Raw genomic sequence first — 24889 nt, 5'->3', positions numbered from 1 at the left:
GTACGCATCGTATTTGAGGAGAGCTAGTGCATCTGAGCCCGCTCGACGAGTTTCCCATTCACCAAACGCCCGCGCCTCTGACCTGGCCGGCTACGTCCGATCGAAACTTCTACGACCGGTCGTACTTCAACGTGCTCGACCGGGAGGGCCGTTTCATGGCCCTGACCGGTATCGGCTATTACCCACGCCTCGGCGTCAAGGACGCCTACTTCGTCGTTCGTCGCGGCGACACCCAGACCGCGGTGCACCTCAGCGACGCCATCGACGACGATCGCCTTCACCAGAACGTCAACGGTTACCGCCTCGATGTCATCGAGCCGCTACAGCAGGTGCATCTGACATTGGCGCAGACCGAGGGTATTTCCGCCGACCTCACCTGGCGCGGGCTGTTTCCCGCCGCGTTGGAGGAGCCGCACCAGATGCTCACCGATAGGCGGGTGACCTTGCAGGCGTCTCGCTTTGCGCAGGTCGGTTCGTGGCAGGGCTGGATCGATGTCGATGGCGAACGACTGGAAGTCAGTCACGACAGCAGCGTGGCGAGCCGTGACCGCTCGTGGGGCATCCGACCTGTCGGCGAGGCCGAGCCGGCCGGTCGGCCAGACGCTTCGTTCCGTGGAATGTGGTGGCTGTACCTGCCGTTGGCGTTCGACGACTACCAACTGTTCCTGATCCTGCAGGAAGATCCCGATGGCCACCGCAGCCTGTACGACTGCACACGCAGGTGGCGAGACGGCCGCGTCGAGCAGCTCGACGGAGTTCGGGTGAGCGTCGACTACCAGCCCGGCACAAGAATTCCTCGGAGCGCCCATGTGGAGTTCATGAACCGCGCCGGAGACAAGATCGAGTTGGACGTCGAGTCAAAGCTGTTTGCTCCCATCGCTTTCGGGTCGGGCTACGGTGGCGACTCCTCGTGGGCCCACGGCAGCTGGAAGGGTGCACCATTCGCTGAACGCGTCGACTTCGATCTGACGGATCCAGAGGTGATGGCCCGGGCGCCGTTCAGTCTCATCGACCATGTCGGCAAGGCCGTGTGTACCGAAGCTGACGGATCGGTGCGCGAGGGCGCGGGTCTGTTCGAGCACGGCGTGATCGGGCCGCACCATCCGTCGGGATTCTCCGACTGGACCGACGCGGCGAGCTAGGCGCCAGGTATGAAGATCATGACAGCGCTGTTCGGCCCGACCGATGCACTCGAACGGGCACAAGTGCTCAAGGAAGCCGGCGCGTCAGGCGTGTTCACCTTCGAAGGACCGTTCGACGTCTTCACCCCGCTGGTGCTGGCATCGTCGGTGAAGAATCTCGACGTCATGTCGAATGTTGCGATTGCATTCCCTCGCAATCCGATTCAGCTCGCCCATCAGGCCAATGACCTACAGCTGATCAGCGAAGGGCGCTTCATCTTGGGTCTGGGCACGCAGATTCGAGCGCAGATCGAGAAGCGTTATGGAGTCGAGTTCGATCACCCGGTCGCGCGGATGAAGGAATTGGTGGGGGCGCTGCGAGCCATTTTTGCCACGTGGAACGAGGGTGAACGACTCGACTTCCGCGGCGAGTACTACCGGCACACCTTGATGACGCCGACCTTTGTACCCGGGCCGAACCCATACGGTCCGCCGCCGATCTATCTCGGCGCGCTCGGACCCCGGTTGACCAGGGCCACTGCAGAAGTGGCCGATGGTTTGTTGGTGATGCCTTTCGGGTCGAAGCGGTTCCTCCACGAGTCGACACTGCCCGCGGTGCGCGAGGGATTGACTGCTGCAGGTCGTAGCGAAAGCGACTTCGAGGTGGTGCCCGAGATCATCGTGTCGGTGGAAACCGACCGCGATGACAATCACGCCTCGACTCGAATGTTGCTGGCGTTCTACGGTTCCACACCGGCGTACCGGCCGGTTCTCGACGCCCACGGATGGGGCGATCTGCAGCCCGAACTGAATGCGATGTCCAAGCAGGGCCGCTGGCAAGAGATGGCCACGCTGATCGACGACGAGATACTGCACACCATTGCCGCGTGTGGCACCCCATCCGAGGTGGCTGCGCACATCCGCGACCGGGTCGACGGTGTCTCCGACCGGATCTGCCTCTATCAACCGGGCCCCATCGAGGTCGACGCGCTCGCGGAGATCGTGGACGAACTGGGAGGATCGTCATGACGTTGACCGCGGTCGAGTTCGACGAGGTTTTTGATGGTCGTTACGGCGGAAAAGCGGCCGGCCTCGCGCAGTTGCGCCGGTTGGGACTTGCTGTGCCGGTGGGATTTGTCATCGCTGACGCTTCCGAGCAGATCGCCGTCGATGATGTGGCTGAACGCTTTTCGCAGATGGCATCGGCAGGTGCGACTCCGGTGGCCGTGAGGTCCTCGGCAGTCGGCGAAGACGGCGACGACCAGTCCTTTGCAGGACAATACGACACCGTGCTGGGTGTCGACTCCGTCGATGATTTTGCTGCGGCTGTTCACACGTGTGCGGCGTCGGTTCATTCCGGACGCGCGTCTTCCTACAGTGGACAGGATACGGCCACAATGCATCTGGTGGTGCAGCACATGGTCGATGCGCGAGCCGCAGGCGTCGTGTTCACCGCAGATCCGGCCACCGGCCGACGCGACCTCATGGTGATCGATGCGATTGCCGGGCTCGGCGAGGCGCTTGTCGACGGGTCGGCGTCCCCTGACCACATCGTTCTGGATTCCGAGGGCAACCCCGCCGTTCGTGAGGTTGGTGAGACGCCGGTCCTGTCGTCCGATGAAATCTCGGACATCCGGGCGGGCGCCTTGCGTGCTGTCCGACATTGGGCCAAACCGATGGATCTCGAGTGGGCCATCGACCAATCGGGGAAGCTCTGGTGGCTGCAGGCTCGTCCTATCACCACTCTGCCCGGCGATCTGGGCGAGATGGATTCGCCGCTCGCGGGTGCAGACCATGTGTACACCCGCTGCAACATCGGCGAGATGATGCCCGGGGCGTTCTGCCCGTTGACTGCTTCGGTCTCCGGTTTTGCCATCGACTACGCGATGCAGATGACGCAGGTGGTGGCGCGAGCGCAGCCGAAGTACGAGAAGCCGTGGCTGCAGGTCGGCTATTTTCAGGGGCACATGTTCTTGAACCTGACCGAGGGCACCGGTTTGAGCTCGGGGATCCTGGGCAATTCGCTGGAACAATTCTCCACCTCGATCTGCGGTCGGGTGGTTGACGAGTTGAAACCGAAACCACCAAAGCCGTTCTTGCGCAGACTGGTCAACACCGTGCGGCTCACCACGTACGCGTTGTCTGCCGGGCCCGCGATCCGGCGATTGAAGGATGAGATCGCCGAGTTCGAGGTGCCGACCGGTGATGACCCTCGGCAGGTGTTGCGGCAGCTCGAATCCGGGGTGGACCAGTACTGCGACATCACCTTGACCCACGTGCGATCCTCGTCGCGCGCGGCGGTCGCCGCGAACGTCCTCGAGAGCGTCTTGATGAGACAAGCAGTCAAAGAAGGACGTTGCGAAGACGAGGGTCGCGCCGAGGCGACCAGGCTCATGGCCGGCGCGTCCGATGTCGAGAGCGCGCTCATGCTGGAAGAGCTCGACTCGGTGGTACACACCATCGCGGCCGACGACGTGGCTGCCACAAAGTTCTTGACGGGGGAGCCGGGTGCCGCGGTCGGGGAGTTGCGTGCCACCGGCAGCGCAGCCGGGGTAGCGCTGGAGAAGTTCCTGGAGCGCCACGGCCACCGTGGATATCGCGAGCTGTGCATGCGCGATGCGTCGTGGGCCGAGGACCCGGAAGGGCTGGGCGCGATGATGCAGGTGATGGTGCGTTCCGCGGTCGATCCGTCCGACCGCGGGTCGGCCAAGAGCCGGCCCGAAGTGCCCAGCGCAGCGTCCATCAGACTTCTCGCCAGGTTGGCACAAGGAGGCGCACGAGGGCGCGAAGAGACCAAGTCGAAGATGGCGCTGATGGCGCATTCGCTCAAGCGGGGCTACCGGCATCTGGGCGAGGTGCTGGCCAGGGCCGGCCGACTGCCTGATTCGGATCTTGTGTTCTTCTTCGACCGGGCAGAACTGAACCGGGTCGTCGGTTCCGGCGATATCGACGGTCTGGTGCATCGGGCGGTCAAGCGCCGAGAGGCGCTGGCATTCCAGGACTCACTGGAGTTCGACGACGTGTCTGTCGGACGGCCGACACCGCTCATCGTCCGGCCTCAGCGAGGTGTCACCGACAACGAGATCATCGGCCGCCCGGCGAGCCGGGGGACTGTCGAAGGCGTTGTGCGCGTCGCTAAATCGATCATCGAGGCGCGCGACGTGCAACGCGGCGAAATCTTGGTCGCACCGGTCACCGACGTCGGTTGGACGCCGTACTTCACCGTCATCGGTGCGCTTGTCACCGACATCGGCAGCTCGGTGTCCCACGGGGCCGTGGTGGCGCGCGAATACGGGCTGCCGTGCGTCGTCAACACCTTGGTGGCCACGCAGACGTTGAAGACCGGTGATCGTGTCCGTGTGGATGGAGACCGAGGGGTCGTCACCCGTCTCGACCGCTCGTGAGCTGGTGGACGCTCATCGCACGCGCCCGGGGCGGTGCGCAGAAATCCGGTTGAGAATTTCTGTTTTCGTCCGATCGACCAGGGGTATGCCGGCTTCAGGACAAAGGAGGCCGCATGACTGCACCGCAAGACGACAAAGGCGACGACACCTACGATCCCGACGGAGATCCGGACATGGTGGAATCCACAACCGAACAGCCCGACCAGGCTGAAGGCGAGGACGACCCGGACGAAACGTCTTAGTCGGCGTTCGAGAACGAGCGCCGGCCTACGGTCGGCGCCACGACACGTCGGGTACGAATTGGACGGCCTGTGGACCCATCAGCGCCATGCCCCCGTCGACCACCAGCGATGCGCCGGTCATGTACGACGACGAGGGCCCGGCCAGAAAGTCGACCACAGAGGCGATTTCGCGGGCGTCGCCGGTGCGGCCCAGTGGAACCCCCGGTCGTGGATTGTCTCGTGGGTCTTCGTCCGTCTGGCCCGTCATGGGCGTCGAGATCTCGCCGGGTGCAACCGAATTGACGGTGATTCCGTGCTCGGCAAGCTCGATCGCCATGACCTTGGTGAGTGCGCCGAGCCCGGCCTTTGCGGCGCAGTAAGGCGCCGCACCCACTTTGGGTAGGTGTTCGTGGACGCTGGTGATGTTGATGATGCGCCCTCCCGTCTTCTGCGCGACCATGAGTCGCGCTGCGCGTTGGCTGCACAGAAATGCGCCGTCGACGTCGACCGACAGCACGGTTCGCCAGTCGTCGAAGTCCAGATCGAGGAACGCTGTGGCGGTACCGGTTCCCGAACTGTTGACCAGTACGTCGAGGCTTCCGAGGTCGGCCGCCAGGGCGTCGATGGCAGCAGCCGCGTCGGGTAGGTCGGTGAGGTCCAGGTGCGCCGAAGCGCCTCGGCGCCCCGTTGCCTCGATCTCCGCGACCGTGGCTTCGGCGCCGTCGCGGTCGGAGTTGTACGTGACCGCGACATCAAGACCACTGTGTGCAAGAGCCACCGCCACCGCGCGGCCGATACCTGAATCACCACCGGTGACGATCGCATTGCGAGGTGTGAACTCGGAGTTGGGATGAGGTGTGTTCATCTCACTCGAGTGCCCGCCATCGACGGAGCCAAACGTGAGGTGGCGGACGGCGAACGCCGCGGCGCCGGCATCGCTCGCCGGCGCCGCGGCGCGACGTCAGCCGTCTGCTGACGACAGCACGTTGGCCACGAAGGCCTCGACGCGAACGCGCAGCCCTGCCACCGCCTCGGCCCGTAACGCGTCGAGATCGGTCTGCCGGTGGAAGGCGGGTGGGAGCCGGCGGACGTTGCGTGAACAGCTGAAGTCCTCGCAGGCAAGGACACCGATCGTGTCGCCGCGGCGCCCAGCAGAACCCATCCGGCGCGTGGAGAACATGACCGCTGCACTCGTCAGATTGACGTCGCGACACCATGTACACATGGCACGTCGCTTGGGGACGGCTTCAGCCTGCGTCAACAGCAAGGTGATGACGTCGCCCTGATGTGGGACGCAGATGTAGCCACGACGGGGGATCTTGCGATCCCGCCATCGATGTCAGTTCTCAGTCGTCGGATCCCGGCGTCGACCGCGTGCTGGTCGATTTGGGCCAGGCCTGAGCAGCAGGCGCGAACAGCGGGGTCGAGGTAGGCCTGTGGCCGCCGCCAGTTCGCGATCAGGACACCGTCGCGCATGTCGGCGGGGACCCGCAGCGTGCGGATGTCCTCGGACTCGACGAGCGGATGCAAAAAGGCGATCCGCCGCGGCGAAAATTGTTTCGCGATTCTGCCGCGCGTCGGCGCGTTCTTTGCGTCACGGCCGTCTCGACGCCGACAACGGTGAGTGACCGGACCTCTATCTCGGCCTGCATACACGGGTCCTCTGGGTTGCCTCGGCCGACGAACGTGCCGACGACGCCCAGGACAAAGGCCAGGGGGATCGACACGAGACCGGGACTCGACAGCGGGAGCCACGCGAAATCCGCACCGGGGAACATCGACGACGACGAACCCGAGACCGCCGGAGAAAACACGATCAAGTTCAGACTTGGCGCTTCTCTGCGCAAACGTCCAGGAATGCCGTCCCCTGCTGGCGGCGCCGCTGAGCCGCAGCCTTGGCCTTACGCCTGTTGAGCCTTACGCGCCGCCGCCAGCGATTGCCGCAGCGCTTCAGCGAGACGGTCGAGGTCGTTATCCGCTGTCGTCCAATTGGAGAAGGACACGCGTATCGCCGCTCGACCGTGCCATTCGGTTCCCGCGACCCACGCCTCTCCGCTGCGGCGCACGAGTTCTGCCACACGCCAAGTGCGCTCGTCGCTGTCGTCAGCACGGATCAGGACCTGGTTGAGCACCACGTCGTTGCATACGGAGAAGCCGTCGGTGGCTTGCATCGTCTCGGCCAGGCGGCGGGCATGCTCGCAGCAGCGTTCGATCAGTTGTCGCAACCCCAGCCTGCCTAGCGAGGCGAGCGCTGCGTAGACAGGTACCGCGCGTGCACGCCGGGACATCTCGGGCACCAGGACGCCGGGCTCGCGCTCGCTACTCGTGGGCAGGTAGCTGGTGTTGGCACCTAGTGCGGAGCGAGCAGCTTGGGGGTCGGCGACAATGGCCAGGCCGCAGTCGTAGGGGACGTTGAGCCACTTGTGTGCGTCGGTCGACCACGAATCGGCCAACTCGACACCTCGGACGAGTGCCGACAGTCGCGGCGATGCGCTAGCCCAAAGTCCGAATGCGCCGTCGACGTGAACCCAGCCGCCGTGCTTGTGGGTCGCCGCGACGATCTCTGACATTGGGTCGCACGCTCCGGAGTTCACGTTGCCGACCTGCGCGCACACGATGGCGGGGTCGGAGTCGGCGGCGAGCGCGGCGGCGAGCGCGTCGGCTCTCATCGCTCCTTGTGCGTCGACCGCCACGCGCTCGACGCGGCGCGATCCAAGACCGATCATCTGCAACGCCTGCAGTACGGAGGGATGGACCTCGTCGCCCACGAGTACGCGAACACGGGGCGCCTGGGCGAGCCCATCGGCCTCAACGTCCCAACCTTGCCGCGCCAAGAGAACGTGCCGTGCGGAAAGCAACCCAACGACGTTTCCCGCCGTGGCTCCGGTGACGAACCCGACCGCCGCGCGCGTGGGCAACCCAAGAGCGTCGAGAACCCAGCGTTCGGTGACGGCATCGATCGCAGCGCCGGCCGGCGACGACATCCGGCTGTACGCGGTCTGGTCCCAGGTCGATACCAGCCAGTCGGCAGCCAGGGCCGCGGGTAGCGTTCCTCCGACGACGAGGCCGAAGTAGCGAGGGCCGGCGCACGCAATGGTTGCCGGACCGAGAGTGGCGGCCAATCGCTCGACTACCGCGACCGCATTCGTACCTTGGTCGGGCAACGGCCCGCTCAGTGCGTCGACGACCTCGTCATAGCTCGTACTCGCATCAACCGGCCGGTGTGGCAGTCCCTGCAGGTATTCGGTCGCCAGTTCCAACGCCCTTGGCAGAGCCGCGTACACGTCGTCGGTTCCAACCGGGGCGGAATGCTGATCCATTGAAACTATCCTCGCTCTCGAGTTCGTGTCGTGCGAGCGTCGACCTCACCGATGCCGACCTGGCAGCGGATTCACTAATCGAAGCGACTCCAGTGGCCGTCAAGCCAACCCAAAATTGGCAATGGGTCAAGCCTGCCAGACGCGGCCGCAGTCCGCGATGTGTCCCTACCTGCGGCATGTCAAGTTTACTTGACATAAGGTATCTTGTCGGCTTAGCCTGTTGCGGTGCAATACTTTTCGTATCCAATGACGGAAAACTGTTGGACCTCAGGCTAGAGGCTGGCTGTCTTAGTTCCGGTGTTATTTCGTGGCGGCCACTCGCATACCGAGTGCGACGAGTAAGACGCCTGATGCTCGCTCGATCCATTGCATCGCCGCACCGAGGCGGCGTTGCAGCCAGTCCAGTGCGAAAACGCAGAGGCAAAACCAGGTCAAGGCCAAGGCTGTGTTGATCGCGGCGAGAACCAGCAGATTCGGCAGCAAAGGCGCACCGTCAGGGATAAACTGGGGCAGGAGCGCTGTGTACAAGACAGCGGATTTGGGATTGAGAAGGCTACCCAGAAGCCCCTGTCGCAGAGCACTCGCCATTGACAGCGCGCCGCCCGGGGCGCTGCCCGATGACGGGCTCAAAGGTGTGCCCGTCATCGAGTGCCACAGCGTGTGAAGACCGAGGGCTACAAGGTATGCGGCACCCGCATATTTGACGACGGAGTAGACCGTTGCCGAGGCTGAGAGTAACGCTGCCAGGCCTGTGACAGCCGCCAGGCCCCATATCACCAGCCCGGCATTGGCGCCGACAGCGGTCCCCATCCCGGCGCGGCGACCCCCACGCAGAGTGTTTCGGCTCACAAGCGCGAAATCAGGTCCAGGCATGACGATGAGTGCCACGTCCAGCGCGAGGAACGCCCACACGTTCGCTTCCACTCACCGAATGCTACATAACTGGCCGCGGGTAGAGTGGCCGGCCTGTCGGCTCTAACTGCGCCGTGTCGAGTTTACTTGACATAATGTTTCTTATCGGCGTTGGCGTAAGACCACTTCAGACCGATCGTGACGTCGGTTTGCTGCACGCACGAACCTGTGCGCCACGGCGCGCCTACGACCTGACTTCGCCTTCGAACTCGCGCTCACGGTTTACAGCCCAGGCTCGATACGAACCGCCGCGGCGTGCTGAATTCGTTTGTCCGAGTTCCTGGGATCTTGTTGGCCGCGCGAACTGCCCAATATTCTGAGCCGACGCAGGCCCAAGGCTGCGTGTCCCGACAACGCGCGCGTGCTCGCCTCGAAGGCACAGTCCGGCGGCATGGCGGGCTGACACCGCCCTTACTCATTTCGTCACATGTGACGAAACACTAGGGGGCGACGGGCGTGCTACTCGTCGTCAGAGCCCTCGGCCTGTACCTCAAGATGTGCGAGCATGGCCTTCGCGGCTTCGAGCTCCTGGCTCAACTCATCGATCCTTTTCTGGGCCGCCGCCCGTGCCGACTCGATCACTGCATTGACGGCTTGGATTGCGGCGTCGTCACCGAGCATCTGCATCGCTCGCGCCACCCGGTCTGAGGTGACCTCGGCGGCCTTGCCCTGCTTCTTGGTTCCGTGTGACAACGACACCGTCCACGCGGTGTCGCCAACCGACGTGATGGTGACGCTTACTGCGGTGGCAGGTTTGGGGCGTCGCACCGGTTTTGGCGGCGCGGGGTTCGGTTGCACCGATGTTGGTTTCGCAGATTCAGATGTCGGCTTTGTCTCCGGCGCAATGGGTTTCGGTGCGGACGAAGCGCCTGGTGGTGCTGATGGTGCGGGCGTCGCCTTGACCGGCCGCTGGCGCGCTGGTGTTGGTGTTGCTGCCGTCCGGGTCTTCAGCAGTTCGTCGGCCTCGAATGGCAATTGGTCGTCGACACCTTTCGGCCGCACTGTCACCGTTGACCCATCGACGGATATCACACGCGCTGATGCTCCCGCGGGCAGATCGAGCGACGGCATCGGATCACGGAGATAAACGGTGGCCCGCTTGCCGGCATCCAGCGCCGTGGTCAGCGATGCCAGGTCATCGGTACTCAGTCCGGTCTTTCCGCGTGCGTTCATCGTGACCATATTCGCACATGTGTGCGAATAACGCGACCATGGTGATCGAGCGGGGTCCCGCTCCGGAAAACGTCACGAGTGCGGTGTTCCTCAACGGGCCGGCAGCTCGGTAGCGAACCCTTGCCCCGCGTCGTCCAAGATGACGCGAACTGCACGGGCTGCGCTCTGGCAGGCGCCCTCCATGGTGGTTGTCCAGTCCGTCCGAGTCCAGTCCCCCGCGAGTGCCAACCCACGAACACTGGTTCGCTGGTCGGGCCGGATGCCGGCCGTGCCTGGCCGCTGGGCGAACGTCGACCGCGGCATGCGCACCACGTGACTGTGGACCACCTGAGCCTCCCTGGCCTCGGGGTAAAACCTACGGAGCATGTCCATCTGTATCCGGGTGATCTCGGCGTTCGATTTCTTGATGAGCTCGTAAGACGCCGAGACGGTTGTCGAGTACAGGTGATGACGTGATGGGTCGCGCTCATGCATCCGCTGTCGATCCCAGACTTGCTCGAGCACACCTGTTCCGCCGTAAAGGATCTCGCCCCAGTCGGTCATGCCGATGGATCGGTCCAAGTAGAGATTGACGCTGACGATCGGTACGGGCGTCAACTGTTCGATTGCTTCGTAGATCTTCTCGTGACCGGGAACCTGATCGAGCAACCCCTTCACACTCCACACAGGTACCGCGCAGATGACTGCGTCCGCAGCGATTCGCTCGCCATCGGCGAGCGTCACACCGGCGACAACACCGTCGGACACATCAACGGCAGCCACCACGGCTCGATGCCGGACCTGCACCCCTTTGTCGGCGAAGATCTTCTCCGCTCCGTAAACGAACAATGTGTCGAGATCGACTGTGGGATAGCCGATGGAGATCGGTGTCTTCGATTCACGCGCACGCCTGAAGCCGGTCACGAGTAGATCAGCGGGCACCTTCGCCGACGAGATCTCGGGCTTGTCGCCGGTCAGACCGATCACGATGCCATCCCAGAGGGCGTCACGGGCCTTCTGTGGCATACCGATCCGACGAAACCACTCGTCTGCTGTGATGTCGTCCAGCCAGGTCGGCTGCCGCAGGGCTTGGCGAATCAGTGTCACCTGAGCCCGTGCGGTGCGAAGCCGATCCAACCCGGTGACGCCCGGCAGGTCGCCCAGCGCAGCGCGAAGTCCGGGCAACCCGCCGAACGCAGACACGCGGCTCCCGCCGCCTGGCATCCGTATCGTCATGTGGCCCGGGAACTCGACGTGGTCTCGCGTCCCCACACTGTCGAGGTAACGCATCAGATGCTGGTAGCCACTGGCGAACACGTGTTGCCCGTTGTCGGGCACATCGTCGACGGCGGCGACCGGAATCGCGATAGTCCGTCCACCAAGAGATCCGCGCCGCTCCAGCAACGTGACTTGGTGACCCGCCTCGACGAGCCACACCGTCGAAGCCAGCCCCGCCAGTCCCCCGCCCACCACCACACAGTGCATTCGGCCACAGTAACGGTCAGTGCTGACTGTGCGGTCGGTCTGCGCAAACCCCACGCATAACCGCGGCACCGGGGATGGCAGTGGGGTCAACGTCAGGTTTTCAGGTCATCGGCCGGTGGTCCTAAGGCGACATGACCGATGGGCCGGCAAATCGACGGTGCACGTCCGCTAAAATCCCGATGGCGGAAGACCCGTTCTACCGGAGAGGCGTTGTGATGACATCTATCGATCCGAGTCTCGCAAATGTGCGATACATCGTCACTGACGTGGATGCTGCGATCGCCTTCTATACAGAACACTTCGGCTTCACTCTGCGTTACAGCGCAGCTCCTGCTTTCGCCGATGTGGTTCGAGGTCCACTGCGTCTGTTGCTCTCCGGACCGACGAGCTCTGGCGCACGCACCCAGCCGGACGGTGCAGTGCCTACCGCGGGCGGCTGGAACCGGATCCATCTGATCGTCGAAGATCTGGCCGCGGAAATCGACAGACTTCGAGCTGCCGACGTCCCATTTCGCAGTGACATCGTGAGCGGCCCAGGAGGCCAGCAAATTCTTGTCTCTGACCCCTCAGGCAATCTGGTCGAGCTGTTCCAGCCTGCGTGACTTAGACCTCCAGACTCCCAGTCACTGCTCCTCGAGACAGCAGATAGCCAGAGTTTTCGCAGGCGGGCAGACGAGCCCGCGGAACGTCCACCGATGCCGGCGGCGAGCCGGCTGACCGCCGACTATGCGGCGGCACGGTGGTAGACACTGCCGTTCTTCGAGCTGAACGTGAGGCGCGCCCTCACCGCTTCTAAAAGCGCGGCACGTCCCGGGCCGGTGTACTCGCGGCCGGTACGTCTCACTCGCGCAATCGACGCTCCCTATCGCCATCGCTCCGGCTCGTCTGCTCGGAGAAACTGACTCCAGACCGCCTCGGTACGAGGCAGCCACGAGCGGGTCCTGACAGTTCTGGCCCGTTCCGAAGGACGGAGTGCTTCGATGACCGCCACCACGACGCCACCACAGGCACCAGCGTCACTGAAGGCGCGGATGCAGACGTTCATCACGGACGAAGTGATCCCGGTCGAGATCGACGTCATCCGCAACAACCTGCGGGTAACCGACGACATGCGTCTCGACCTCCAGGAAAAAGCGCGAGCTGCAGGAGTTTTCGGCCCGCTGTCCTCGCGTGAACATGGTGGGTTGGATCTGAGTTTGACTGAACTGATCGACGTGATGGAGGTGGCGGGCACCAGCCTCCTCGGTCCGATCTCGGTGAACTGCTCGGCACCGGACGACGGCAACATTCATCTCTTGGAGCACGCCGGAACACCGGAGCAGAAGGAGCGGTACCTCGCTCCCCTGGCGTCCGGCACGGTTCGATCTTCGATTGCGATGACAGAACCTGCGCCCGGCGCGGGCTCTGATCCGTCGATGCTCATGACTTCTGCGCTACAGACGCCGACCGGATGGATCATCAACGGAGACAAGCACTTCACCACCGGAGCCGATGGTGCGGCGTTTTTCATCTGTATTGCCGACACTGCGCACGGCGCCACGATGTTCATCGTCGATGCCGACAACCCCGGTGTCGAGGTCGTGGAACGGATGACCACGCTCGACCGATGTGTACCCGGCGGACACTGCATTGTTCGGTTCGCCGACTGCGAGGTCGGTGATGATGCGCGCCTCGGTGAGGTCGGCAGCGCGATGGTCTACGCGCAGGCCCGACTTGCTCCCTCCCGTGTCATCTTCTGCGTCAATTGGCTGGGCGTCGCGATCCGGGCCCATCACCTGGCCTGCCGGCATGTGACCACAAGGACCTCATTCGGATCACCGATTGCGGAGAGCGGCTTTGCACAGGCAATGATCGCGGACACCGAAATCGACATTGCGGCGAGCCAGGGGCTGATCCGGCGGGCGGCGGAAGTGATCGATGCTCAGGGGCCCGCTGCCTCTGACGCACGCCATGCCGCGTCGCTGGCCAAAGCGTTTGTGGCAGAGGCTGTGTGGCGGATCCTCGATCGTGCTGTCCAGCTGCACGGCGGGCTCGGCGTCTGCGAGGACCATCTTGTGGCCAGGTTTCTGGTGGAGGCCAGGGCATTTCGGATCTACGAGGGACCGACGGAGGTGCTGCGCTGGTCGATTGCCCGGCGTGCACTACGCCGGCTACCCAACTGACCAACATCAACTCCAGGAGAATCATGTCAACCAGCACCACAGTTCCTGTCGGCAGCTTCGGCGCGGCTTTCGGCAACATCGACTACGCCGATCCCGACTTCGAAGCGCTCCGATCACGCTCTGACGAGATCGTGCCCTTCGGCAAGCATGTGGGCACCACGATCACCGTACTGACCCCAGAACACGCCATCGTCGAAATAGGTGGCGAGGCATCGGGTTTGAACCACATGGGTACCGTGCATGCGGGCGCGATCTACACGGCGGCGGATATCGCAGGCGCGGCCGCATTTGTCGGCGCCGCGGCGACCAAGCTGAACACAATCGAACGTCTCGTGCTCAAGTCCGCCACGGCGTCGTACCGCAAGCCTGCGATGGGTGTCCTGCGAACCGTCGCGACGGTCGACGAGCGCGAACTCAGGGTCATCACGTCGTCGGTCAGCACCGGCCGTCACGAGATCTCGGCCAAAGCGGTGGTCTTGAACGCCGACGACGTCACCGTTGCGAAGTTCACGTTCGAATACGTGTGCGATGTGGTGCACGGAGAGGTCGTCTGATGACGCAGACAACCGGGCGTCCGGACGCGTTCAAACAGCAAGAGTCGATCGTCGTCGAGTCGGCACCGGGCATCACGATCACCGTGCGTGTCTGGCCCACGACCGACGCCCAGGCACCCGTTGTCCTGATCCTCCCCGCGATGGCGATGAAGGCCAAGCACTATGCGCCCTTGATCAAAGCACTCAACAAATCTGGCGTGCAGGTGGCCACCTGTGATCTCCGTGCGCAAGGTGAAGCGCGGCCGGCACTCGCGGACTGTCCCGACTTCGGTTACCGAGAGATGCTCGAAGAAGATCTCCCCGCGATCATCGACGCTATCTGTCAACGATTTGAGGCGACCCGGATACACCTCTTCGGACACAGCCTCGGTGGCCAGCTGGCTCTGCTGCGAACCGCTGCACAAGGCATTCAGGGCCCGGTCGCCTCTGTCACGATCATCGGGACCGGCACCGTCTTCTGGCGCGCATTCGGGCCTCGACGCTGGATCGAGGCGCTGTCGACCATCCAGTGGATCGGGCTGGTGGCTCGAGTCAAGGGATCCTGGCCGGGCGGGATCCTGATACCTGGTCCGATGGCCGGCGGAGTGATGATCGACTGGTCGCGGCATTCGTTGACCGCCCGTTACAGGCCGAAGGGCACCAAGCTGAACTATGACGAGCTCATCAGCAAGCTCGACCTCCCGGTGCTGGCCATCTCGCTGGACGACGACACCCTCGGGCCGAAATCGAATGTCGACTTCCTGGTGCGGAAGCTGTCTTCTGCCAAAGTAACTCGCTGGCACATCGAAGGCGACTCTTCGATCACCCATCGCGGTCACGTCGATTGGCTGGCCGATTCGCGACTGCTGGCGCCCGTGGTGCGACAGTGGATCGAGACCGGCGAGCTCGCCACACCCGGGCCCGTCGAATGAGCGAACTGTTCCTCGATGGGGTGACCAAGCGATTCGACGGGACGACGGTACTCGAGTCGATTGATCTGACCGTACCGAGCGGCGAGTTCATGGTGCTCCTGGGACCGAGTGGATGCGGCAAATCGACTCTGCTGCGCATCATCGCCGGTCTGGAGACACCGACCGAGGGAAGCGTGGTGATCGATGGCACCGATGTCACGGAAGTACCACCCCGAGAGCGCAATCTGGCGATGGTGTTCCAGAGTTACGCGCTGTACCCACATCTGACGGTGGCAAAGAACATTGCTTTCCCCTTGCGTACCGCAAAAGTGGCCAAGCAAGAGGCAAAACAGACGGTCGAACGTGTGGCCGCATCGCTGGGCCTGACGGAACTACTCGACCGGCGACCGGGACAGTTGTCGGGCGGTCAGCGACAGCGTGTCGCACTGGCACGGGCCATGGTTCGCGATCCCGGCGCGTTCCTGATGGATGAACCACTGTCGAATCTGGACGCACGACTGCGTGCGGTCACCCGCACCGAACTGATCGAACTGCACAAGCGCGTCAACAAGACCTTCCTGTACGTCACCCATGACCAGGTCGAGGCAATGACGATGGCTGACCGAATTGCGCTGCTGAACAAGGGGCGCGTCGAGCAGGTCGGTACTCCGGAGGAGCTGTACGACACCCCCCAGTCGGTGTTCGTCGCGGCCTTTCTCGGCGCCCCGCCGATGAACCTCATAGACGTCGACATCGTGGTCCAAGCCGGGCGACTGGTCGCACACGTCGGAAAGTCGGTTGTACCCCTCGGCATCGAGGCCACGCAGGCAGAGGTGGACACCGCGCGTTTGACCCTCGGTGTCCGGCCCGAGCGTCTCCGACTGGACGACCGCTTCGAGGAACGCGTCCAGGACCCCACCAGCAACGTGGTGCGACTTCCTGCCGTGGTGACGCTCACCGAAAACCTCGGTGGCGATGTCCTGCTGCACTGCTCGGTCAACTCGGTCGCGTTGTGCGCCCGGGTGTCCCGGGTCGGCGGCGTCCGCGACATCACCATCGGATCGGAGATCACTCTCGTCGCGGACAGCTCCGATCTTCATCTCTTCGATCCCGAAAACGGCCGGCGGCTGCAGTGGCAGCACCCGGCGGCACGACCCGTCCATCCTCAACTCTCTTTTACGTAGGAGCACTGCCGTGAAGGCCAGACTCAAGATCGCCGTGCCGTTGATCGCGTCACTGTTGACGCTCACCGGTTGTTTGTCGAGTACCTCGGACGAAACAGAAACCTCAGCCATTCCCGAATTGGCGGACGACCAGAAGGTCTCGATCGTCTTCGAGAGCTACAACTACGGACTGGCGGGTGCGTGGACGGACACGTTCAACAGCTTGCTCGCAGACTTCTCCAAAGAGCATCCGAACATCACCGTCACCCCGCAGAAGCCGGCTGGAAACAGTCCCAACCCGGCCACCGACACCATTTCCAGCATCCGCAATCAGATGACCGCCGGCAATCCCCCTGACGTTGCACAGCTGGGATTCTCCGATCTCGACTTCACGGTGAATCAACTCCAGGCAAAGTCGCTGGATCAATTGGTCGGCGAAGAGGCAGTGGACAAGAACTTCGAGGGCACCACGCATCCGTTCGCTCCGACTGCCCGGACCTTGAGCGACTGGGACGGCCAGACATACGGCGTTCCGTTCGTCTTCTCGACGCCGGTGTTCTACTACAACGCAACACTTTTCCAGCAAGCCGGCCTGGACCCGAACAACCCGCCGCGTACCTGGGACGAAGTTGCGGTCGCTGCCAAGACCATTGCCGACAAGACGGGCAAGGGCGGCGCCTACATCGACTGCCTGACCAAGACCGCCAAGGACTGGTGCTTCCAGAGCCTGGTGCGCTCGAATGGTGGCCGGGTGATCTCCGAGAACCGGGACACGCTGACGTTCGCCGATCCGGCGGCGGTCGAGGTGGTCAGCATGGCACAGCAGATGGTCAACTCGGGAGCCACTCCGAAGCTGACACAAAAGCAGGGCTATGAAGCATTCGCTCGCGGCGAGATGGGAATGCTCTTGGAGACGAGCGCCATTCAGGACCAGTTCGTCAAGGGCGCCAAAGACAAATGGGACCTGCGATCCACGACGATGCCGAGCTTCGGCGACAAGCCCGTCGTGCCGACCAACTCCGGTGCCTCGCTGTTCATCTTCTCGCAGGACCCCGCCAAACAGCGTGCTTCGTGGGAGCTGATCAAGTTCCTCACCAGCGAACAGGCCTACGTCAAGATCTCCAGTGGCATCGGCTATCTCCCGCTGCGCACCGGTTTGATGGACGACCCGGCCGGACTGCAGGAGTGGGCGGCCCAGAACCCGCTCCTCGAGCCGAACCTGGAGCAGCTGAAGTCGATGGAACCGTGGATCTCGATGCCCGGCAATGAATATCTGCAGATTCGCGACGGCATGATGTCTGCCGTGGAGTCCGCGGTATTCCAGGGTGCCGATCCGGCGACTGCCTTGACGGCCGCGCAGGAGCAGGCGAACACGCTTCTGCCGGTGTCATGACCGGGCCCGACCACACCGTCATCCAGCTCACCGACACGCATTTGAGCGGCGGCGGCGATCTGATGCACGGGATGATGGACACAACTCGGAATCTGCGTAAGGTTCTCGACCACCTGGACGCGTGGGAAGGGTCGGTGGACGCGATCATCGTGTCCGGCGATCTCGCTGACGCAGGGTCCCCCGAGGCTTACCGAACGCTGCGAACGATGTTGGAGCCCACCGCGGCGAGACTCGGCGCAACACTGTGTTACGCGATGGGAAATCACGATGACCGCGCCGGGTTCCGCATCGGCCTGGACTTGAGTCGCAATGGGTCGACCGACCTCGGCGCGCCGTACGATGCGGTCCATCACATCGGTGGACTGCGCATTGTGGTACTCGACAGCACCACGCCGGGGCGTCATGACGGCAGTCTCGAGGATGTCCAGCTGGACTGGCTGGCAAAGGTATTGGAGGACAGGGCCCCGCGCGGAACACTGCTGGTGATGCACCATCCGCCCGTTCGGTCGCCGGTCGCCACGGTCGACTTTCTCCGGCTGACGGATCCGAGCGCGCTCGAGTCGGTCATCGCCGGCTCGGATGTGCGGATGATCCTCTGCGGCCACGCGCACTACACGGGCGCCTCGGCGATATCGGGCATCCCAGTCTGGATCGGCCCGCCGCTGTCGTACCGCACCGATCCGGTACCGCCACAGGGAAGGCACCGGGCGGGTGTCGGTTTCGGGTTCAGCCGAATCGACCTGTTCGGTGAATCTGCGGTTGCCACTTCCGTCGACGTCGTCGGCGTGGAGGATGTGTACAGCGAACCGCAGTCGGTGGCACTCGAACGACTGTGGTCGCTCACCCCGAACGCGAACTGATCCACGATGTTCGTTCCGGTCGAGACACCGACGCCCGTACACAGTTCGACGACCACCCCGGTACCGCCTGTGCGGTCCCGGCGGTGGTCGCGGCTCACGCGGGGCGTCGTGCCCTATCTGTACCTCACCCCGGCGTTGATCCTCTTGGTGGTGTGGACCTACCGGCCGCTCGTCCAAGCGGTGCAGTTGTCCACCGTGTCATGGAACCTTCTTCCGGCAAGTCCCATGAAGTCGGTGGGCACCGACAACTACGAGCAGTTGTTCGAACTGCCGGCACTCGGTGATGCCGTGTGGCTGACGGTTGTACTCATCATCGGTCTGCTGCCGTTCACCGTGGTGGTTCCGGTGGTGATCGGGTTCGCGATGCGGGGTGTCTCGGTACGAAGCTCGCGGATCTACCAGGGGTTCATCTTCGCGCCCTTCCTGGTGGCGCCGGTAGCAGGGGCAGCGGTGTGGCGTTGGTTGCTCGATCCCAGTGGCGGAATCGTCAACAGGGTCTTGGGAACCGATCACAACTGGATCTACGACAAGAACACGGCGCAACTGGCGATCATCGTCATCACCGGATGGCACCTTATCGGATTCGCGGTGCTGGCAGTGGCCGCCGGTCTCGCCGGCATCAGCTCGGACTACGACGAGGCCGCACAGCTCGACGGAGCAACCCGGCTCCAGATCGGCCGGCGGATCACCCTGCCACTGCTGTCGCCGACTCTCGTGTTCCTCACTCTCATGACCATCCTGCTCAGCGCCCAGTGGAGTTTCCCGCTGATCGACACCCTGACCCAGGGTGGGCCGGCCGGTGCGACCACAAACATCTATTACCTCCTCTGGGACTACGGATTCCACTCATTCAATGCCGGCCTGAGCGCGGCGGCAGGCATCGTCCTGTTCCTCGGATTCGGCGTTGTCGCCGGCTTCTTGGTCTGGCTGTCGGAACGGATCACCTTCCATGACAACTGACAGCATGTTGAAGGCAGAGGACACGGCGGAGCCTGTCCGTCCTCCCCTGCCGACATTGCCCGCCTCGACCGCGGGCGCAGGACGTGTTGTGCTCGCGCGCATCTGGGGACACCTCACACTGGCGGTCATCGCACTCGCGTGTATGTTCCCGATCTACTGGCTGGTCGCGACGTCGCTCCGACGACCCGGCGACGTCAGCTCTTTGACGCCATTGCCGTGGCCGCTGTCGGTCGAGAACTATTTCGACGCTGCCGACAAAGTCGATGTGACGAGGTTGATGCTCAACACTTTTGGTGTTGCGCTTGCATCTACCTGCGGCCAGCTTCTCATCGCGATCCTCGCGTCGTACGCGTTTGCGGTCTACCGGTTCAAGTTTCAGGGCCTGCTGTACCTGGCGTTCGTCGGCACGTGGTTGGTGCCTTACCAGGTCACCATGCTGCCGAATTACGTTCTGCTGAACCAGTTGGGGCTGCTCAACACACTGTCCGGGGTGGTTGTCCCAACTCTCAGTTCAGCGCTCGCCGTCCTGATGATGCGCACGCACATGTCCGGGTTCCCGAAGGAACTGATCGAAGCGGCACGGATGGACGGACGGTCCTCGTGGTCGATCCTGTGGACAGTCGTGGTTCCGAACCTGCGCCCGGCGTTGGCGGCGCTGGCCATCTTGTTGTTCATCAACTCCTGGAACGAGTACTTCTGGCCCGCAGTGGTACTCCAATCCAGCAACGACGTCTTACAACTCGGCCTGCGGAGTTTCATGGGCACCGAAGGCGATCAGTGGGGGCCGATGATGGCTCTGGCCGGTCTGGCCTGCCTGCCGATCTTCGTTCTCTATGTCATCCTGCAGCGCCACATCGTCAACGCCTTCGTGCGAAGCGGTCTCAAGTGAATCAGCTCCGGCGATAGCACTGCCCGATCGGTCCATGACAAAGAGCCCCGTCACCCCCTGCCGGCGGCGGGCCCGCAGAAGACTGGAACGCGAGATGAGGACACTACAGAGCGCTTCTGCCACCGACATCGACAACTTGCTGCGCGCAGTGTGCGACTACAGCATCAACTATCTGGCCGACGACAACTCCGAGCGTGTGACGGCCCGCGCCGAGCTGGAGGCCTCCTTCGCCGGGCCACTACCGGACCAGGGTCTGGACCCGTGGTCCGTGCTCGGCGAGCTGTTCACCAAGGGTGAACCCGGACTGCTGCATTCAGGTGCTCCGACATTTCTCGGCTTTGTCATGGGAGGCGCATACCCGGTGGCCATAGCCACCGAATGGGTCACCTCTGTGTGGGATCAGTGCGGCGCGCTCTACGCAACCAGTCCGACAGCGTCAGTTGTCGAGGAGACGGTGGCGCGGTGGCTGGTCGACATGTTCGGCCTACCGGAGGGCACATCGACCGGTATCACCTCCGGTTGCGCCATGGCCAACCTCAGCGGCTTGGCCGCCGCCCGCCACGCCGTGCTGGCCAGGGCCGGGTGGGATGTGGAGCGCCACGGTCTGTTCGGCGCTCCGGTGCCCCGGGTGCTGGTCAGCCGCGGCTGCCACACGACCGTCTATCGGGCGCTTCGGCTTCTCGGCATGGCCGGGCAGATTCACCCCGTGGATGTGGACGATCAGGGCCGGATGTCGATTCCGGCACTGGAAGCGACTCTCGCGAACACAACCGGGCCCTTGATCGTCTGCGGTCAGGTGGGGAACGTCGACTCCGGATCGGTCGACCGGTTAAACATCATCACCGAACTCGCGCATGCACGGGACGGATGGGTGCATCTCGATGCCGCCTTCGGAATGTGGGCGGCCGCGAGTGCTACTGCGCGACAACATGTCGAGGGTTTGGCGTCGGCCGATTCGTGGGCCACAGACGCTCACAAGTGGCTCAACGTGCCCTACGACTGCGGTTTGGTCTTCTGCGCCGATCCCGAGGCCCATCGCGCCGCGCTGCGCACGACTGCCGACTATCTCACCGTCGCACCCGATGGTGCCCGCGATCCCGCCGACTACACACCTGATCTGTCTCGCCGTGCCCGTGGATTGGTGTTGTGGTCCACGTTGCGGCACCTCGGAACACGTGGTGTTGCCGAGTTGATCGATCGATGCTGTTCGCTGGCAACGCGATTGGCCGATCAGTTGGTACTCGTCGATGGGATCTCGATAGTCAACGACGTGGTACTGAATCAGGTGCTGGTCGTATTCGACACCGACGACCCTCATGATCCTTCGATTCGTCTCGACCACATCGTCGAAGCCCTGCAACGCGGTGGCACGGGCTGGGCAAGTCCCACCGTCTGGCGTGGCACCCCCACGTTGCGGCTGTCGGTGTGCAACTGGCAGACCACTGCCGAGGACATAGACGCCTGCGCAGCGGCAATCATCACGGCATACACCGACACCACCGAAAGGCCTCTGGTTCCATGACCATTGCTCAACCTTCATCAACTGATCCCATAGTCACCTCGGACCCCGACCTCGAGGCAGTCGTCGCCACGCTGTCGTGCGCCTTCGCCGACGACCCGGTCATCAAATGGGCCATCCCGGAGGATGTCCCGGAGCGGGCGCGTTACCTGGATGCGTTCTTCGACATCACCACACGGCAGCTGCTCGACAACGGGGGTGCCGTCGCGGCGACGGCGTCCTATGACGGCGTGCTCGTCTGGTCGGGGACAGAGGCATCGAGCGAAGAGGACGACATCGCGGTCCTGGCCGAGTTGGAACAGGCATGCGGACCGTGCGGTCCCAAGGTCAGCACGCTCATGCAGACTCTCGATGCGCACCACCCCTCTGATCTGCCGCTGCACGTTCACGCGTTGTACGCGGCGATCCGACCGGAAACCCGCGGCACCGGAGCGCGCGAGATGTTGATCGGAGCCTTCCGTGAACTCCGTGTCACGCACGGTTTCGGGGTGTACGCCGAGGCTTCGTCGCTGCGCAGCCTCCGGCTATGGGAACGTCTCGGATCGAAGCGAATCGGCGGCGAGATCGCACTTCCCGGCGGTCCCAGCCTGTATCCCATCTTTCGGTCCGCGTAGGCAGGGAACCAGATGACCGACAGTCCCCGCGCACCGCAGGCCCCGCGAACCAAGACGGTGAGCAATGCGTATCTGCACCGGCTGCAACGTCGGCACTTTCTGCTGTTCGACATCCTCCCGATCGTCGGAACCCTAGCGGCGCTGGCGTTCCTCTTCGTACACCCCCTCGGACTCACCGAGCTCGTCTTGTTCTTCTCGCTCTGGTTGCTGACGGGCCTGGGAATCACCGTTGGTTACCACCGGCTCTTCACTCATCGCACCTTCAAGGCGAAGCAGTCGGTGATCACCGCGCTGGTGATCCTCGGATCCATGGCGGGTCAAGGAGGAGTGGTCTCGTGGGTCGCCCTGCATCGCCGACACCATGAATGCAGTGACCGGGACGGAGACCCCCACTCCCCCAACCTTTATGGTTCCGACGTCAAGGGACGTCTCCGAGGTCTGATGCACTCACACTTCCTGTGGATGCGTCGACACGAATATCCGAATGTCGTCCACTACGCACCGGACCTCATCAAGAATCGTGCCCTTGTCCGCGTCGCGCGCCAGTACTACTACTGGGTTGCCTTGGGTCTCGTCCTGCCCGCCGTGATCGGCGGTTTGGTGTACCAGAGCTGGACCGGGGTGATCAGTGGGCTCCTGTGGGGTGGGTTGGTCCGGATGTTCGTCCTCGAGCACATCGTCTGGGCCATCAACTCCTTCCTGCACATGTTCGGTACGCGGCCTTACGCGTCGAGGGAGAACAGCCGCAACGGCGGGGTGTTCGCCCTTGTGACTCTGGGCGAATCCTGGCACAACAACCACCACGCTTTCCCCGAGTCGGCTTCGTTCGGATTGGACTGGTACCGGTTGGACCCGGGTTACTGGCTCATCAGGTTGCTGGCAGCGTGCGGACTCGTCTGGGATGTCGGCCTACCGTCCGACGAACGTAAGGCAGCAAAACGCATCCCCGACAACACCTGTGACACCTCGACGAGTGGAGTGCCGGCATGAGTGACAAGAGTTCGAACCCTCGCAACGACGAGATTGTCAGTTGGTGCCAGGACTACGTCGGCAACATCTTGGGAGTGCCGGGTGACAGAGTGAATCCCGACGCGACCTTCGACCGGCTTGGCATCGACTCGGCCCTGGCGGTGTCTCTACTCATCGACGTCGAAGGACATTTCGGGGTCGAGGTAACGCCAGAGGCCCTGTTCGACAATCCGACACTCCGGGCAGTGGCCGGATACGTCCACGAGAGGTCCGTGCGACTGTGATCGCCCGGGTCGACGAGATCGCCGGAGAGGAGCGGAAGTCCGCCGCCACGCGCGCCATTCGTCATCACTACGACGTCGGCAACGATTTCTACGGGCTCTGGCTGGATTCGTCGCTGTCGTACTCGTGCGCCATGCCCACTGCCGCAACGGACACACTCGATGTCGCGCAGCAACGCAAACTCCAATTCCACCTCGATGCGGTGCGGGCGGACACTGCGCATTCGATCCTCGATGTGGGATGCGGATGGGGCGCGATACTCGAGCAGGCGTCGGTGGAGTACGGCGTGACGCGTGCGGTGGGCCTGACGTTGAGTGAGGCTCAAACTCAACACATTCGGGAGCTCGCCCTACGCGGCGTGGATGTGCGCACCACGAACTGGATGGACTTCGCGCCCGATGATCGTTTCGACGGAATCATCTCCATCGGTGCGTTCGAGCATTTCGCCCGGCCAGACGACACCCCGACGGAGAAGATCGGGATATACCGCGAGTTCTTCTCCCGGTGCCGCACCTGGCTCGACAATGACGGGACGCTGTCGCTGCAGACCATCGCATACGCGAACATGTCCCGGAGCGATGCCAATTCGTTCATGCAACAGGAGATCTTTCCCGACGCCGACCTTCCGACGTTGACTGAGATAGTCAGCGCCGCCGACGGATTGTTCGAGGTGCAGTCGGTTGCCAACGGCCGACGCGACTACGCCTGGACCTGCGAACAGTGGGCTCAGCGGCTTCGCGCCCGTCGCGAGGAAGCCAACGCCCTCGTCGGTGAGGACGTGGTTGCTCGGTACGAGCGGTACCTGAAGATGTCCGCAATCGGCTTCCGGATGAACAAGATCTGTCTCCTGCGCCTGGTTCTACGGCCGTATGCCGACGGCCACTTCGGCGGGGTGTCGAGATGACCGGCACCACATCATCGGTAGCTGGCGGAGGTCCGACCTCCGTCACTCCCCCCGGCGCCGTTCGGGCCGTACCACGGTTCAATCCGTTCAGCGCCGCGTTTCGCGACGATCCGTA

At 63.4% G+C, this 24889-nt stretch carries 23 protein-coding genes and 2 pseudogenes; 18 read left to right on the top strand and 7 right to left on the bottom strand.

Annotation, left to right across the window (positions count from 1 at the left end; genetic code table 11):
- Positions 1-26 precede the first annotated feature (26 nt).
- The 4 genes from WIMU1_RS14735 (at position 27) to WIMU1_RS26705 (ending at position 4767) form a co-directional block, all read left to right on the top strand.
- A complete protein-coding gene (locus WIMU1_RS14735) occupies positions 27-1142 on the top strand; it encodes an Rv3169 family protein (protein WP_062798253.1) in 1116 nt (371 codons plus the stop codon).
- 9 nt (positions 1143-1151) lie between these two features.
- On the top strand, positions 1152-2150 hold the full coding sequence (locus WIMU1_RS14730; RefSeq protein WP_062798252.1) for a TIGR03617 family F420-dependent LLM class oxidoreductase: 999 nt from the start codon (positions 1152-1154) through the stop codon (positions 2148-2150).
- Positions 2147-4525: a PEP/pyruvate-binding domain-containing protein gene (locus WIMU1_RS14725; RefSeq protein ID WP_062798250.1), complete on the top strand. Its 2379-nt coding sequence runs from the start codon at positions 2147-2149 to the stop codon at positions 4523-4525. The genes WIMU1_RS14730 and WIMU1_RS14725 overlap by 4 nt, the downstream gene beginning before the upstream one ends.
- A gap of 113 nt (positions 4526-4638) precedes the next feature.
- Entirely contained in the window at positions 4639-4767 is a 129-nt protein-coding gene (locus WIMU1_RS26705) for a hypothetical protein (protein ID WP_255283879.1), read from the top strand.
- Positions 4768-4792: 25 nt separating this feature from the next.
- Here the strand turns inward: WIMU1_RS26705 and WIMU1_RS14720 are convergent, their stop codons facing one another.
- The 7 genes and pseudogenes from WIMU1_RS14720 to WIMU1_RS14695 form a co-directional block, all read right to left on the bottom strand.
- Positions 4793-5611: an SDR family oxidoreductase gene (locus WIMU1_RS14720; protein WP_062798249.1), complete on the bottom strand. Its 819-nt coding sequence runs from the start codon at positions 5609-5611 to the stop codon at positions 4793-4795.
- Positions 5612-5707: 96 nt separating this feature from the next.
- Positions 5708-6067: pseudogene (locus WIMU1_RS25785) on the bottom strand (FBP domain-containing protein); the annotation flags it as partial.
- Positions 6068-6338: 271 nt separating this feature from the next.
- Positions 6339-6572, bottom strand: a pseudogene (locus WIMU1_RS26700) (cation acetate symporter); the annotation flags it as partial.
- Between the two features lie 75 nt (positions 6573-6647).
- Positions 6648-8066, bottom strand: a complete 1419-nt coding sequence (locus WIMU1_RS14710; protein ID WP_062798245.1) for a pyridoxal phosphate-dependent decarboxylase family protein — start codon at positions 8064-8066, stop codon at positions 6648-6650.
- Positions 8067-8366: 300 nt separating this feature from the next.
- On the bottom strand, positions 8367-8990 hold the full coding sequence (locus tag WIMU1_RS14705; RefSeq protein WP_062798243.1) for a LysE family translocator: 624 nt from the start codon (positions 8988-8990) through the stop codon (positions 8367-8369).
- A gap of 447 nt (positions 8991-9437) precedes the next feature.
- On the bottom strand, positions 9438-10160 hold the full coding sequence (locus tag WIMU1_RS14700) for a DUF6319 family protein (protein WP_062798241.1): 723 nt from the start codon (positions 10158-10160) through the stop codon (positions 9438-9440).
- 81 nt (positions 10161-10241) lie between these two features.
- Complete coding sequence (locus WIMU1_RS14695) at positions 10242-11615, bottom strand: hydroxysqualene dehydroxylase (protein WP_062798239.1); 1374 nt, start codon at positions 11613-11615, stop codon at positions 10242-10244.
- 215 nt (positions 11616-11830) lie between these two features.
- Between WIMU1_RS14695 and WIMU1_RS14690 the strand changes: the two genes are divergently transcribed.
- From WIMU1_RS14690 to WIMU1_RS14625, 14 genes are all read left to right on the top strand, one after another.
- Positions 11831-12217 (top strand): VOC family protein, encoded by a 387-nt coding sequence (locus WIMU1_RS14690; protein WP_023959116.1) that lies wholly within the window; start codon positions 11831-11833, stop codon positions 12215-12217.
- A gap of 378 nt (positions 12218-12595) precedes the next feature.
- On the top strand, positions 12596-13777 hold the full coding sequence (locus WIMU1_RS14685) for an acyl-CoA dehydrogenase family protein (RefSeq protein WP_084248260.1): 1182 nt from the start codon (positions 12596-12598) through the stop codon (positions 13775-13777).
- 23 nt (positions 13778-13800) lie between these two features.
- Positions 13801-14331, top strand: a complete 531-nt coding sequence (locus tag WIMU1_RS14680; RefSeq protein ID WP_062798237.1) for a YiiD C-terminal domain-containing protein — start codon at positions 13801-13803, stop codon at positions 14329-14331.
- A complete protein-coding gene (locus tag WIMU1_RS14675; RefSeq protein ID WP_062798236.1) occupies positions 14331-15242 on the top strand; it encodes an alpha/beta hydrolase family protein in 912 nt (303 codons plus the stop codon). The genes WIMU1_RS14680 and WIMU1_RS14675 overlap by 1 nt, the downstream gene beginning before the upstream one ends.
- The gene (locus WIMU1_RS14670) at positions 15239-16405 is read left to right on the top strand and encodes an ABC transporter ATP-binding protein (RefSeq protein WP_062798234.1); all 1167 of its coding nucleotides are present in this window, start codon (positions 15239-15241) and stop codon (positions 16403-16405) included. The genes WIMU1_RS14675 and WIMU1_RS14670 overlap by 4 nt, the downstream gene beginning before the upstream one ends.
- A gap of 10 nt (positions 16406-16415) precedes the next feature.
- The gene (locus WIMU1_RS14665) at positions 16416-17777 is read left to right on the top strand and encodes an ABC transporter substrate-binding protein (RefSeq protein ID WP_062798232.1); all 1362 of its coding nucleotides are present in this window, start codon (positions 16416-16418) and stop codon (positions 17775-17777) included.
- Positions 17774-18637 (top strand): metallophosphoesterase, encoded by an 864-nt coding sequence (locus WIMU1_RS14660; protein ID WP_062798230.1) that lies wholly within the window; start codon positions 17774-17776, stop codon positions 18635-18637. Before WIMU1_RS14665 ends, WIMU1_RS14660 begins: the two co-directional genes overlap by 4 nt.
- A gap of 6 nt (positions 18638-18643) precedes the next feature.
- A complete protein-coding gene (locus tag WIMU1_RS14655) occupies positions 18644-19597 on the top strand; it encodes a carbohydrate ABC transporter permease (RefSeq protein ID WP_084248259.1) in 954 nt (317 codons plus the stop codon).
- Between the two features lie 142 nt (positions 19598-19739).
- Positions 19740-20486, top strand: coding sequence for a carbohydrate ABC transporter permease (locus WIMU1_RS14650; RefSeq protein ID WP_038253562.1), 747 nt, complete (start codon positions 19740-19742; stop codon positions 20484-20486).
- Between the two features lie 94 nt (positions 20487-20580).
- On the top strand, positions 20581-22008 hold the full coding sequence (locus tag WIMU1_RS14645) for a pyridoxal phosphate-dependent decarboxylase family protein (protein ID WP_062798229.1): 1428 nt from the start codon (positions 20581-20583) through the stop codon (positions 22006-22008).
- Entirely contained in the window at positions 22005-22619 is a 615-nt protein-coding gene (locus WIMU1_RS14640) for a hypothetical protein (protein WP_062798228.1), read from the top strand. The genes WIMU1_RS14645 and WIMU1_RS14640 overlap by 4 nt, the downstream gene beginning before the upstream one ends.
- 12 nt (positions 22620-22631) lie before the next feature.
- Positions 22632-23609, top strand: coding sequence for an acyl-CoA desaturase (locus tag WIMU1_RS14635; protein ID WP_062798227.1), 978 nt, complete (start codon positions 22632-22634; stop codon positions 23607-23609).
- Positions 23606-23872 carry an acyl carrier protein gene (locus WIMU1_RS14630; RefSeq protein WP_062798226.1) on the top strand — a complete coding sequence of 89 codons (267 nt, stop codon included), beginning with the start codon at positions 23606-23608 and terminating at the stop codon, positions 23870-23872. Before WIMU1_RS14635 ends, WIMU1_RS14630 begins: the two co-directional genes overlap by 4 nt.
- Positions 23869-24774: an SAM-dependent methyltransferase gene (locus WIMU1_RS14625; protein ID WP_245969011.1), complete on the top strand. Its 906-nt coding sequence runs from the start codon at positions 23869-23871 to the stop codon at positions 24772-24774. Before WIMU1_RS14630 ends, WIMU1_RS14625 begins: the two co-directional genes overlap by 4 nt.
- Positions 24775-24889 lie beyond the last annotated feature (115 nt).

Source organism: Williamsia muralis NBRC 105860 (assembly GCF_001598915.1).
Classification (GTDB): Bacteria; Actinomycetota; Actinomycetes; order Mycobacteriales; family Mycobacteriaceae; genus Williamsia; species Williamsia muralis.
Note: the sequence above shows the minus strand (reverse complement) of the source record. Positions and strands in the feature narration are given on the sequence as shown.